Annotated in this window: 10 protein-coding genes and 1 pseudogene; 2 read left to right on the forward strand and 9 right to left on the reverse strand. The window is 63.6% G+C overall.

Going from position 1 to position 10,450, the window contains the following annotated elements:
• Positions 1–351 (forward strand): hypothetical protein (locus tag ILP92_RS18060; RefSeq protein ID WP_198917812.1); only part of this gene is annotated, 351 nt, incomplete at its 5' end.
• A 593-nt stretch (positions 352–944) separates the two neighbouring features.
• Here the strand turns inward: ILP92_RS18060 and ILP92_RS18900 are convergent.
• Positions 945–1,787, reverse strand: a pseudogene (locus tag ILP92_RS18900) (M48 family metalloprotease).
• A gap of 579 nt (positions 1,788–2,366) precedes the next feature.
• Positions 2,367–2,564: a hypothetical protein gene (locus tag ILP92_RS18075; RefSeq protein WP_198917815.1), complete on the reverse strand. Its 198-nt coding sequence runs from the start codon at positions 2,562–2,564 to the stop codon at positions 2,367–2,369.
• Positions 2,565–2,720: 156 nt separating this feature from the next.
• Between ILP92_RS18075 and ILP92_RS18080 the strand changes: the two genes are divergently transcribed.
• The gene (locus ILP92_RS18080) at positions 2,721–4,391 is read left to right on the forward strand and encodes a hypothetical protein (protein WP_198917816.1); all 1,671 of its coding nucleotides are present in this window, start codon (positions 2,721–2,723) and stop codon (positions 4,389–4,391) included.
• Between the two features lie 254 nt (positions 4,392–4,645).
• On the opposite strand, the gene ILP92_RS18085 is transcribed toward ILP92_RS18080, so the two are convergent.
• From ILP92_RS18085 to ILP92_RS18115, 7 genes are all read right to left on the reverse strand, one after another.
• Positions 4,646–5,854 carry an aminotransferase class V-fold PLP-dependent enzyme gene (locus tag ILP92_RS18085; protein ID WP_235971594.1) on the reverse strand — a complete coding sequence of 403 codons (1,209 nt, stop codon included), beginning with the start codon at positions 5,852–5,854 and terminating at the stop codon, positions 4,646–4,648.
• A gap of 27 nt (positions 5,855–5,881) precedes the next feature.
• Complete coding sequence (locus ILP92_RS18090) at positions 5,882–6,034, reverse strand: hypothetical protein (protein WP_198917818.1); 153 nt, start codon at positions 6,032–6,034, stop codon at positions 5,882–5,884.
• A 40-nt stretch (positions 6,035–6,074) separates the two neighbouring features.
• Positions 6,075–6,764 carry a glutathione transferase GstA gene (gene gstA, locus ILP92_RS18095; RefSeq protein WP_198917819.1) on the reverse strand — a complete coding sequence of 230 codons (690 nt, stop codon included), beginning with the start codon at positions 6,762–6,764 and terminating at the stop codon, positions 6,075–6,077.
• Complete coding sequence (locus tag ILP92_RS18100) at positions 6,761–7,165, reverse strand: cupin domain-containing protein (RefSeq protein WP_198917820.1); 405 nt, start codon at positions 7,163–7,165, stop codon at positions 6,761–6,763. The genes gstA and ILP92_RS18100 overlap by 4 nt, the downstream gene beginning before the upstream one ends.
• A 116-nt stretch (positions 7,166–7,281) precedes the next feature.
• Entirely contained in the window at positions 7,282–7,911 is a 630-nt protein-coding gene (locus ILP92_RS18105) for a hypothetical protein (RefSeq protein WP_198917821.1), read from the reverse strand.
• Positions 7,912–7,936: 25 nt separating this feature from the next.
• Complete coding sequence (locus tag ILP92_RS18110; protein WP_198917822.1) at positions 7,937–9,160, reverse strand: flavin-containing monooxygenase; 1,224 nt, start codon at positions 9,158–9,160, stop codon at positions 7,937–7,939.
• 260 nt (positions 9,161–9,420) lie between these two features.
• Positions 9,421–10,450 (reverse strand): class I SAM-dependent methyltransferase (locus ILP92_RS18115; RefSeq protein WP_198917823.1); only part of this gene is annotated, 1,030 nt, incomplete at its 5' end.

Here is a 10,450-nt window from a genome sequence, read left to right on the forward strand (position 1 = left end):
AGATTCCAGATCAAACCGGCCCTAACCGCGGGGGAAGGTCATATCCAGCAAGTAGTCGCCGAAGGTCGACAGGTCCGCGAACGAAGTGATCTCATTCGCGTCGAAGCCGCCACGCCGCCAGAAGATCACGGCGTTCGTCAGGAAGTGCATCAGTTCTCGCCCACGCTCGTCTTCTTCGCCACCGGCTTCGAACTCGGCGTCGGGGTGCACGCCGGACAGAACTGCGATGGCATCCAGCTCAGATTGACCAAGATCATGCGCGAAGTAGATTTCGCTGTCCCACTCGGTGTTTTTTTAGTTTCGTTCTTCACGGTGTGTCCTTCCAGTTGGGATCCCGGCGTCTTGCCGTGATCGTTTGAGGAGATCGGATCGACGTCACCCCAAGAAGTTCCTTTCAGGACGAGTGTGTGCAGGCGGGCCAGAGAACGACGTGAGCGCGGACGGGGGGGGGCGGGGGCATCGACCCGCGTTGGGACTCCGGGCTCGATTGACTACCTCCCCGGGACGAAGGCCATGCGGGGCAAAATTCCGAAACGCCCGAGTCGGACGCCATGGATAACGTAAAGCCGCAATGGCTATCTGGGATGGTTCTGGAGTGCAGCTCCTTTGCGCCAATTGCTGCCGAGGGATCATTCGGTGCCGCTAGCTTCCCTGCTGTTCAGTGAGGGCACCGGCGTCGATCAGCGACCGCTCCGCAGCCCTGACAACGCCGTTCGCTTCGTCATCGAGAGTGCAAAGATCGAAGTGAGTTGGCGGCGGCAAGCCGAGAATTGCCGCCTATGTGCGGTAGCGAGGTCTTTCTCGGCCTAGACCGGCGATCCAATCAGGCTTCTGACGCCGCTGTGCAGGCTCACGAAACCCACCGTTCGGGTGTCATGCAGCACTCTCGGCGATCGAAGTACAGAAACGCGGATCAGCTGCCTTTTGATCGCTGATGTTAGGGTCTAGTCTTTTGGAACCAGCATCTGACCAGATCCAGCCTTTTTGGCTGTTTCGATCACAGTCGCGAGACGCTTTGCGTCGGGAGGGTGGGTGCCCCAGAAAGACAAGTTACCAGCGCTGGTCCGGGCCGCGGCCGGTCGAGCAAAGAATTTGGCGCCTTCCACGGGATCGTATCCGGCATTCTTGGTGATGTAGGTAGCGATCACATCACTCTCGAGTTCGTAAGACTGGCTGTAAGCTTTCTGCCCAATCGCTACTCCAAGCTCCATGTTCCGTCGCATCTCAGCGCTGTCGGCACCGGTATAGCGGTATGGGTTGGCCTGGGTGGCGTAAGCTTGGCTTGTCGCCGTGATCGCACCTAGAATAATAGCTCCTGCCATAGCCTGCTGACGGCCCTTCTAGATGTGATCCGCGATATGGTGGCCATACTCGTGGCCGAGGATGAACGCCATCTCGTCGTCGCTCTCGATCTGCATCAACATGGGAATGGTAAAGGCGACGAAGGGACGATCCTGTGCATCTCGGGTCTGGTATGCGTTGGCCACCGGCATATCAGTGTCTACGAGTACTGGCAGGTCACAGGCCTTTTCCGCCTCGGCGTCGGAGTGAGTACGGCAGAGGGATATAGCGACGGGTTTCACGCGCGACACGACGCGTTTGAAGCGTGCTGCGGCAACATTTGATGAGGTCGCCCGCCGTGTCGAGACACGCCGCTCTTCGGCGAACATCGCCTTGGCCTCTGCGCTAGACGCATCAGTCACATCGGGCAAATCATACACTGTTCCGCAGGCCGCAAGACCCGATGTGCACGCAATCGCGCCAAATCTTAACAACAGTTTTTTCATCGTTTCCGCATCTCCCAAGCGCGTGTTCACGGCCCCGGAATCCTGCTACTTTCGACAGATGCGCGTCGCGGAGATGGCGATTTGAGGGCCCTGATCGTTTGAATTCAGAGAGGAATTCATGAAGCACTCACAGGTGCCTGCGAGACGGGGAAGTGTGCCCTCTAGGCCAGTGAGAGATCGAAGAGGATCTGGCCGCAGATTGTCTACCGAGGCCGTTTTGATGTGCACTCTTGCTGCGAGTGTGGTCGTGGAAGAGCGCGGCCCGAGCGCATAGTCTCTCCAAACCTCTAGCCGCTCACGGCCCAAAGCTGTCCTTCCCGCCGGAGCCGGTTCGGCGGTGCAGGTCGCCCGAAGCGATCGTAATTGCCGAATTCGGCATCGTCCGGCAGATTGTGGGCTGCACTGCGGATGAGAGAAAAAATCCCAGCGTTGTCTCCCTGATCGAAGCGATCAGTCGACCGTTTCCGCCGACCCGATGTCTCGCCCTGTAAGGAGCAAGGGTTCCATGTTCGGTCGGAATCCGCCGCTATTCAGGAAAACTTCAGGGAAAGGGAGAAGCGTCAAATCCGGGCCGCCGTCCTACCATTCCACCGGGCGTGCGGGTCTCGGTGCGGGGGCCGGTGGCAGACCCATATCGCGGCGGGCCTCGGGGGTCAGGTCGGCAAGACGCGCCCCCTCTTCATGGGCCGCCTGCCAGCGCACGAGGCGGCGAAGCAGTATCGCAAGCAAGCCGCGGCGGGGCGTCGTGCGGGCGGGGTGAAAAAGCGTTTCGGTCATGGCGTCGTCCTCTGGGGTTCAATGCTATGATCTCATCCTGCCGGACGCACCGTGCGCGCCGCGTCACGCCCGCGCAAATCGGTAAGAGCGCAATCGTAAAACTTCCGTAAAATCGTGCTAAGCTCCGCAAGGAGAACCGCAGAGAAAGCTTTAACGGTGCTGAAAATCCATCTGTCAGGTGCCTTCCGCATTGGCGGACCCGCCATCCCCGACACGCTGTCGCGCCGGGGGCAGGCGCTGCTCGCGTTTCTCGCAGCCCAACCCGGACTGCGGGCAGAGCGTGCGCGGCTCGCGGACCTGCTCTGGACAGACCGCGCCGCCGGGCAAGCCCGTGCGTCGCTTCGTCAGGAGCTGTCGGTTTTGCGCCGCGCGCTGCCCGAGAGCACGCTGCTGTCCGATCGCCGCGCGGTCTGGCTGGACGAGGACAAAGTCCAGGTCGTCCGCGACGGCGCGACTCCGTTCCTCGACGGGTTCGACCTTGCTTCCGAGGGATTCGAGGATTGGCTGCGCGAGATGCGCCAGCTTGAGCCGACGTCCCAGACCGCCGCAACAACCGCCCAAGGCGGCGCCCAGGCGTTCGCGCGGCGCAATCGCCCGAGCCTCGCCATCCTTCCCTTTGACGAGTTCGGTGCGCGCGAGGCCGACATGTTCGCCGACGGCGTGGTCTCGGAGATCACGTCTGCGCTGAGCCGCGTGCGCGAGTTCCACGTGATCGCCCGGCAATCCGCATTCGCCCTGCGCGGAGAAGTGCTCGACATCGCGGCGATCGGAACACGGCTCGGAGCCGACTACGTGGTCGAGGGCTCGATCCAGCGCCAGGGCGAACGCGTCCGCCTGTCGGTCGAGCTCGTCGAGGCCGCGACAGGGCGCACCCTGTGGGCCGAACAGTTCGATGACCGGCTCGACGACCTGTTCGATCTGCAGGATCGCATCTCGATGCACGTCGCGGGCCAGCTCGCCCCGTCGCTGCGCGCGGCCGAAATCGCACGCGCCCACCGTCGGCCAAAGGCTGACCGGACGGCCTATGAACTGGTGCTCTCCGCCCTTCCGCATATCTGGGCGCACCGGGCCGAAGAAACCGGCCTTGCCATTGCCCATCTCGATCAGGCGCTGGAGGTGCAACCAGATTACGGCCCCGCTCTCGCCTACAAGGCATGGTGCCACGCCAACCAGCGCGCATATCTATGGAGCCGCGATCCGGCCGGCGATTTCGAGGCCGCCTGCGCGGCACTCGACCGGGCAGAGCCACTGGTGCAGGACGACCCCGCCGCGCTCACGGCCCTGTCCGCCGCCGCGGCCCTTGGCCCTGAAGATGGCGAGCGCGCCATAGCCTTGTCCAGGCGCGCCCTCGCTCTGGATCCGAACAACGCGTGGGGCTGGATGCGGCAGGGATGGAACGAGGTCTACCTTCGCCAGCCACAGGCTGCGCTGGCCTCGTTCGATCGCGCCGACGCGCTCAGCCCGCTCGACCCTTTCCGCTTCAACTTCATGTTCGGTCGGTCCGCCGCGCTGCGTCTTCTGGATCGCCACGATGAGGCAATCGACCTCATCAAACTCGGCCTGCGCGCCGGGCCGGGGGTTGTCTGGGCCTACCGAATGCTCTTTGCGACCTGTTGGCTCGCGGGCTACCACGACGAGGCGATGGAAGCGGGGCGCAAGTGGCGCGCGGCCTATCCCATCATGACGCCCGAGCTCCTGGACGAATTGCTGCCGAAATGGATGTTCGACCAGCGCTGGCGCACGGTGATGATGCAAATCCTCCGCGAGGATCCGGTTCCGCCAGGTTCTGGATTACCGCATGGAAGAGGTAGACCGGGCGCGATCTAGAATGGTTCCTTGCCCCTAACGACACGCACGGAAGCGGCGGATTCGTAGATCGTGCCGGAGCAACTGAGCGAGACATCGGGCTCGTCCGCTTCCCGCCCCTCGCGTAGGTGCAGTCGCCTGGGCAGCTATCGGCCCAAACCGGACATGGACCTCGCGTTCGAGTTGCTGCGTTGTGAGCCGCCATCACAGCCATTCGCTGCGACTGCCGGATCTGTGGTCGGCCGGTCTCAGGCGTGGCGGGACTGTGCTGCCGTTCAGGCATGCAGACCGGAGGTTCGCACATGCTCGGAATTCTCCACGGCTTCGACGAATTGAGCGATTTCATCCCCTGTGTTGAAGTAATGCACCGATGCCCGGACCAAGGCCGCAAAGTTGCGCGGTTCAAGATCGAGGCGCGCATAGGGCATCGCCGAGACCGACACATGACTCCCGAGCGCACGAAGCTGGTTTGCCAAGTCGGCCGGATCGACACCGGATTTCGTGAAGGTCACGATCCCGCATTTGCGCTGCCCCTGATCGTGCACCGAAACGCCGTTGATCCGTGACAGCGCGTCACGCAGGTCCTGGGCGAGCTGGATGACGCGCGATTCGATGTTCCTGAGGCCGATGTCGCGTGCGTAGCGCACGGCCCGCATCAGACCGACACGGCCCGCGACATAGCTTTCCCAGTTTTCAAACCGCTGCGCGCCCTCGACGAGCTGGAAGTCATGCGCCGCGGTCCGTGTGGCCGATGAAAGATCGATGAAAGGAGGATCTATGCGGTCAATGACGTCCTTGCGCACATAGAGAAATCCCGTTCCCCGCGGCCCGCGCAAGAACTTGCGGCCCGTCCCGGACAGGATATCACAACCGATTTCGGCAACATCCACATCGATCTGCCCGACGGACTGGCACGCATCCAGAAGGTAAAGAACGCCGTGCTTGCGGGCGACTTTCCCGACCTCTGCAGCAGGGTTCACCAAACCCCCTTGCGTCGGCACATGGGTGATGGCGATCAGCCTGGTCCGTGGGCCGATCATGTGGTCCAGCGCATCGACGTCGATCTGTCCGAACTCGTCGGACGGAACCAGATCGATTTCGAACCCCAGACGCCGTGATTGCTGCAAGAGCGCCAGGTAGTTGGACGCGTATTCCGATCTGTGGGTGATGACCCTGTCGCCGGGCTTCAGCTGAATACCGTAGAACGCCATGTCCCAGGCGCGCGTCGCGTTTTCGACATAGGCGATTTCATCCGGGGACGCATTCAGAAGGCCTGCGAACTCGGTGTAAAAGGCCGCCAGGTCGTCTTGCGCGCGCCGCTCGGCCTCGTATCCGCCAAGCTCGTTTTCGTCGCGCAGCACCTTCTGAAGCGCCTCGAAAACCGGGGCGGGCATCAGCGACGAACCCGCGTTGTTGAAATGCAGGACTGTCTTGCATTGCGGGGTATCGGATCGGGCTTTTTCGATATCTATCATGGCTGACATCCAGGTTGGCGGGGAACAGGTCTTTATTCAGGACGGGCAGCTTCGACTGATCCAGCATCTATACCACGGCGTCCGGAACACCTCTTGGGACTCGATGAGACCGGCTTCCAGGAACAGCGCACGGGTACGCGCGCCGGACGCCACCATCAGGTCCGGGATCGCGTCGAATTCCAGGCGCATGGCTCCCGGCGATACGCCGACAAGGTTTGCGTATGCGCGCCTAATCGGGACCAGGCGATCGTATTCGGCCGTGTCGTCGACGCACATGTCGGCGTGGATGATCCATCCTCCGTCGGTGAGCGAAATTCGCGGCCAAGCTTTCTTGCTCCAGGGCGTCTTTGACAGACTGACGCGCGGCAATGGCTTCCGAATGGCGCTGCAAGGCAGGCCAGTCTGTGGGTGAAAGCTCCTGGTCGTCGAGCCACCGGAAGACGGTGAACAGATAAATATCCGGCAGGGAAAACCCTGGCCCCAACAGGTATTCGCGGTGCTGCAGGTGGCGTTCGACAAAATCCAGGCGTCGCGACAGGTGCGCACGCCCCGGCGCCAGGAATGCGGTTGGCGTCCTCGGGCGAAACAGCGGGCTGAAGCTCTTGTGGATCTCCGTCGCGATGTAGTTAAGCCATTCCAACGCGATCAGGCGATCCGACCCGCGCCTCGGCAACAAGGCTTTCTGGCCACTGATCTCGTCGATGTAGGTCAGGATGACCGGGACTTCGGTCAGCAAGTCGCCACCGTTCAGCTCAAGGGCCGGAACATAGCCCTTGGGATTGATCTCGTGAAAGTCGCGCCCGTCCGACGTGCGTTTCGACCTGTAGTCCACTTCGACCAACGAGAACCGAAGACCCGCCTCGCGCAAGGCGATATGCGGCGCGAGAGAACAGGCGCCAGGCATGAAATAGAGTTTCATTCTTGAGCCCCTGAGTCTGTAGATTCGGGAACGCCATCAAGCAGAACGAGGGCAAGATCGTATGGCGCGCCGCTCGTCTCTTCGATCTTGTGTCCGGCCCCTTGCAGGTCGGCCGCCAGGAATTGGTCGCCGGGTGAAAGACGTCTGACATCTCCGTCGCTCGTTTCGATGCGTATCGTTCCGGACAGAACGGTTCCGAGAACAGGCTGAGGGGCACAATGCCACGCGTCCCGGTAACCGGCGGGGTGATGCATCATCAGAAGGCCCGTCGCACGAAGGGTTTCCGTGATCCTGTAGCCAGCGGGCGATGGCGGAGTGAAATCTCCGGTCAGAAGGCTCCAACGCTCATCCACAAGCTTGGACGTGCCCGTCTCGTTTGCGATGATCTTGACGAACTTCATTGGCTTCGATCCTGTATGACGGTCGCTGCGCTTGATGGGGCGGCGCCTTGCAATCAGGCCCCGCCGCGATTTTTTTTGCGACATTCCCCACGCATGTGCATGGGCTTGCGCAGAACTCAGCCTTCGGCCTTGCGCTCCGGGACCGATGCGGGCCCCACGCGGGCGTCCGAGTCCCACTCGGTATGATCGCGTTCCTCAACGACGGGATCGCTGGTCCCGTCATCGATCTGGATCTGCAGGCGCACGCCATAGCCTTTGCTCATGCCCAGCATGACCTGTTCCATGGCAGCAGGGGCATCGGCGTAGTCGCCCGTTCCGCCTGTAATGGCCCGGGTGACGGTCACGCCTGGATCGGCAAGCTCGACACCGTGGCTGACCAGCAGGTCGCCGTCGTCGAAGCGGTAGATCTGTCGCGTGATGACCATGGCGCCGGTTTCGGTGCGCATGCCTTCCGCGATGAAATACCCGTCGCAGGTCCATTCACCGATCACGAGGTCTGGAAACGCCGGGTCGCCGTTCGGCAAGGTGCCTTCGACACCGCCGTCGAGCGCCCCGGCAGGATAGATGTAGCCCTGCGTGACGAAGGCGTTGCCATAGGCAGGCATGCCGTCTTCAAAAACGGGTGCCCCGGCATGGACGAAGCGCGAGATATCCTCGGCCACGTCGAAAGCGGCCCGCGGTTCGGCATGGGCCGCGAGCGGGGTGGCCGCGACGATCGCGGCGATGAACAGGTTGGTCGGTTTCATTGGATTTGTCCTTCCAGCAAGTGGGTTACGACAGGGATGCGTCCGCAGGTGCGGGGCGCGGGGTTGCGGCGTGCGGGCGTTGCACGCCGGGACCTACGGGAACCGAAACGCGATTTGCGTCGGCGGCGATGTCGGTCGCGATGCGTTCGGCCGAGATGCCTGCGGCATCGAAGAAGCCCGTGAAGATCGGCTTGTAGCCGGTGAACCAGAGGCCTGGATTGTCCGGATCGCGCTCGCCCATCGGGTGGCGCGGCCGCCCGGCATCGTCGAGGACGCCCAGATCGCCCAGCCGCGGCTCCAGCCCCGTGCGATACCCGGTCGCCGCGATCACGACGTCCGGCACGCAAGACGATCCGTCGGCCAAGAGAACCGCGCGCCCCTCGAACCGCTCGACGCGCGGGACGACCCGAAAACGCCCGGCCTTCAGTGCCGCGACGAAGCCGTCGTCGATCGCGAAGGTGACGCCGTCGCGCAGCAGGCGGGTGCCCCCGCCATCGGGATGGCGTGTCAGCCCGTATCGCCGCAGGTTGCCCAGGAACAATCGCTCGGTCAGCCGGAAGGCGGGGTCCGAGACGCTGACGGGAAGCGCCGCGAAGACGCGCGCCAGCCCGTGCAGGGGATACCCGAAAATCCGCTTCGGGACGACCGCCGGGCCATACCGGACCGACACCCTGACGCTGGCGGGGCGATGCCGCGCAAGGTGGTTCAGCGCGTCGGTGCCCGAGTTCCCGGCCCCCACGACAAGTACGTGCTTGCCGTCGAAGCGGGACACGTCGCCCAAGTCGGCCACGTGCAGCAGCTCGCCTTCGAAGTCGCGGCGTCCCGGCCAGTCGGGAATGTGCGGCTCGCTCTCTCGGCCGGTGGCGATGACAAGGTTGTCGGCCTGGTGCACACCTTTATCTGTCGCAACCTCCCAACCGGCATCGGTCCGCGCGACGCGGGACACGTTGCAGCCGAAATGGATCGGCGCCTTCAGCGCGCCCGCGTAGCGTTCCAGATGCGCGACCACGGTGTCGCGTTTCAGGTAGACGCCATCGGTCTTCGGCGCCGGTTGACCGGGAAGGCCTGCGAAACGGCGGTGAATGTTGAGCCGCAGCGCCGGGTGGCGGCTGCGCCAGGGTTCTGCGACCCGGTCCCGCGCTTCCAGCACGGTGACAGGCAGGCCGCGTTCGCTCAGGGCACGCGCGGTGGCGAGGCCGGAAAGCCCGGCGCCGATGACCAGCGTGCTGCCGTGATTGTACGTCTTCATGGTTTGTCCTTTCGTCGTGTTATCGCCAGTGGTGCGAAGGTGCGCGGTCGTGCGCAGCGGGGTGGTCCTCGAGGCCGATATCCCGGCGCAGGTGGGGTGAGAGCCGTCTGAGATGCAGAAGTTCGCGCCGGAAGCGGCGGCGCTCTCGGGCCGCCACGATCCAGCCTCGAATGGTGCCTGCGAGGCTGATCAAGGGTCGGCGCCGTGCACCGGGACGGGAGGAAATCATGCTCATGGTCATGCTCCTTTCTGGAGCCCGCTCAGACGCGGGCGACGAAATAGGCGTTGATGGGATCGTGCGGCAGGCGGTGGGTCTCGACGGTTTCGAAGCCGGTTTCCGCCAGGTACTCCTCGGCGGTCTCCACGCCCCACATCGCGCCAAGGCCGGGCCCGCCTTGTCCGATCGAGATCGGCATGCAGTGCATGCTCGAAATCGTGTAGAGCAGCGGCGCGAACGGGTTCTCGACGTTCTTTTCGAGGTCCCGCGACCCGCCGATGTCCTGCATCAGGAAGACACCGCCCTTGCGTAGCGAGCGCCGGATGAGACGCAGGAAGCCCTTGGGGTCCGCCTGGTCGTGGACCGCGTCGAACGCGCAGACCAGATCGAACGAACCCAGCAACGAGGCCGCCGACAGGTCGCAGGCCACGAAGTGCAGGTTCGACAGTCCTTTGAACCGGGCTTCGGCCGCGGTTTCGGCAAACGCGTCTTCGCACAGGTCGAAACCGGTGAAACGGCTGGCCGGAAACGCCCGGGCGAGCGCCATCATCGCGCGCCCGCCGCCGCAGCCGAAATCGGCCACGTCGATGCCGTCCTGCAACCGCTGGATCAGGCCCGGCACGACCGGCAGGATCGCGTCGGTCAGGTTGGCGACGACCAGCTGTGCGCTGTCCTCGGCCATGACTTCGTGGAAGCGGTCGAAATGGTGATAGCAAAGGCCCTCACCCGTCTGGAAGCGCTCCAGAAGCTTGTCCTCGACCGAGGCTGCGAGGCAGATGAACTGGGTCGTAACCGCCATGTTGTCGGGACTGGCCGCACGGGTCAGGAACGCCGCGTGTTCCGGTGGCAGCGTATAGGTCGAGCCCTTGGGGTCGAAGACGACGACGCCAGAGGTCACCATCACGCCAAGCCACTCGCGCAGGTAGCGCTCGTTCACGCGGGCCCGCTCGGCAAGGCCGTGCGACGTGACGGCGGGATTGGCCGCGAGCGCATCGAAAAGCCCGGCACGGTGACCGAGCGAGGTCATGACGGCGAGCGCCGCCTCGTTCAACGTGCCGACGAAGCGGTCCGCA

This window comes from Palleronia pontilimi (assembly GCF_016412875.1).
In the GTDB taxonomy this organism is placed as follows: Bacteria; Pseudomonadota; Alphaproteobacteria; order Rhodobacterales; family Rhodobacteraceae; genus Palleronia; species Palleronia pontilimi.

What these genes read in the sequence shown, in the direction of transcription:
- ILP92_RS18075 (WP_198917815.1), bottom strand. Translation starts at nt 2,564, where the DNA reads ATGACCGAAACGCTTTTTCACCCCGCCCGCACGACGCCCCGCCGCGGC.
- ILP92_RS18090 (WP_198917818.1), bottom strand. Translation starts at nt 6,034, where the DNA reads ATGCGCCTGGAATTCGACGCGATCCCGGACCTGATGGTGGCGTCCGGC.
- ILP92_RS18110 (WP_198917822.1), bottom strand. Translation starts at nt 9,160, where the DNA reads ATGAAGACGTACAATCACGGCAGCACGCTGGTCATCGGCGCCGGGCTT.
- gstA (WP_198917819.1), bottom strand. Translation starts at nt 6,764, where the DNA reads ATGAAACTCTATTTCATGCCTGGCGCCTGTTCTCTCGCGCCGCATATC.
- ILP92_RS18105 (WP_198917821.1), bottom strand. Translation starts at nt 7,911, where the DNA reads ATGAAACCGACCAACCTGTTCATCGCCGCGATCGTCGCGGCCACCCCG.
- ILP92_RS18085 (WP_235971594.1), bottom strand. Translation starts at nt 5,854, where the DNA reads ATGTCAGCCATGATAGATATCGAAAAAGCCCGATCCGATACCCCGCAA.
- ILP92_RS18100 (WP_198917820.1), bottom strand. Translation starts at nt 7,165, where the DNA reads ATGAAGTTCGTCAAGATCATCGCAAACGAGACGGGCACGTCCAAGCTT.